Consider the following 603-nt stretch of genomic DNA (forward strand, 5'->3'; position numbering starts at 1 on the left):
GTGCTGATGGGGGCTCTGGGCGTAGAACAGTTCAACACCCATGAAAGCGACGCCCGGATGATGCGCACGCCCAAAGGCTCGCGCGTAGCCTACAACGTGCAGACGGCTGTGGACGCCGAGCACTGCCTGATCCTGCACCATGAAGTCACTCAGGACAGCGATGACCGCAGACAACTGGAGCCGATGGCCAAAGCGGCCAAAGAGCAGCTCCAGCAGGAGGAGTTGACGGTCACTGCCGATGCCGGCTACTCCAACGGCAAACAATTTCAGGCCTGCGAATGGAAAAAAGGATGCTGGCGCATCCGGAAATGATGGTTAGCCGAAGATCCATCGTTGAGCATCCCTTCGGTAGTCTCAAGCAATGGCTGTTTGGCAACGGTCGCTTCCTGCTGCGCCAGTTGGAGGGCGCGAGAGCAGAAATGGCACTGGCCGTGAGCGCTTACAACCTGAAAAGAGCCATTAGCGTGCTGGGGGTATGCCGGATGATGGAACTGATAGGCTGAAAAGCCGTTTTTTCGCCTGCTGAACACCCAAAAGCAAAACGCCCCGACAAGTCGGGGCGTTTTGCTTGGGCAGTTACAGTGTGTTTTCACACAGTCTGCG

At 57.0% G+C, this 603-nt stretch carries 1 pseudogene; it reads left to right on the forward strand.

From position 1 onward, the window contains the following. Nucleotides 1–503: pseudogene (locus ACP7E4_RS30480) on the forward strand (transposase); the annotation flags it as partial. Nucleotides 504–603 lie beyond the last annotated feature (100 nt).

The sequence above is a fragment of the Pseudomonas sp. DSP3-2-3 genome (assembly GCF_049898225.1).
Taxonomy (GTDB): Bacteria; Pseudomonadota; Gammaproteobacteria; order Pseudomonadales; family Pseudomonadaceae; genus Aquipseudomonas.